Raw genomic sequence first — 502 nt, 5'->3', positions numbered from 1 at the left:
GCGTTGAAGACATCAACGGTTTGGTATCGAACGAAGCCACGGTCACCATCGACTACCCACAAACCGCCCCAGTGGCAATTCCAGAAGTAGAGAGTATTAATGAAGATGTCACTTTAATAGATAACGTATTGACCAATGACACTGACGCGGAGGGTGGTCTATTGATCGTACAATCAGCCACCGTAGACGTTAATGGCAGTGGCGACCAAGTTGCTTTAGAGCTGGGTGTTGCAACAACCATCACTGATGACAATGGTGATGCAATTGGTGACTTGACCCTAAGCGCAGATGGCAGTTACACCTTTGATCCAGCGCCTAACTTCAACGGCACCGTGCCCCAAGTGAGCTATACAGTGACCGACCCTGAGGGCAACACTGACAGCACCACCTTAGACATCACTGTAACGCCAGTAGAAGATATACCAGTCGCGAGCCCTGAAGTTGAAAGCACGCCTGAGGACACTGACTTAACCGGCAATGTCCTTACTAACGATACTGATGG

The 502-nt window shown here is 49.6% G+C and carries 1 protein-coding gene; it reads left to right on the top strand.

The features are described from left to right. Positions 1-502 (top strand): Ig-like domain-containing protein (locus ACTXGL_RS14110; protein ID WP_443527311.1); only part of this gene is annotated, 502 nt, incomplete at both ends.

Origin of the sequence: Psychrobacter sp. T6-6 (assembly GCF_052258185.1) — a bacterium.
Classification (GTDB): Bacteria; Pseudomonadota; Gammaproteobacteria; order Pseudomonadales; family Moraxellaceae; genus Psychrobacter.
The sequence above is the reverse complement of the archived record's forward strand: the minus strand, read 5'-3'. Positions and strand labels throughout refer to the sequence as shown.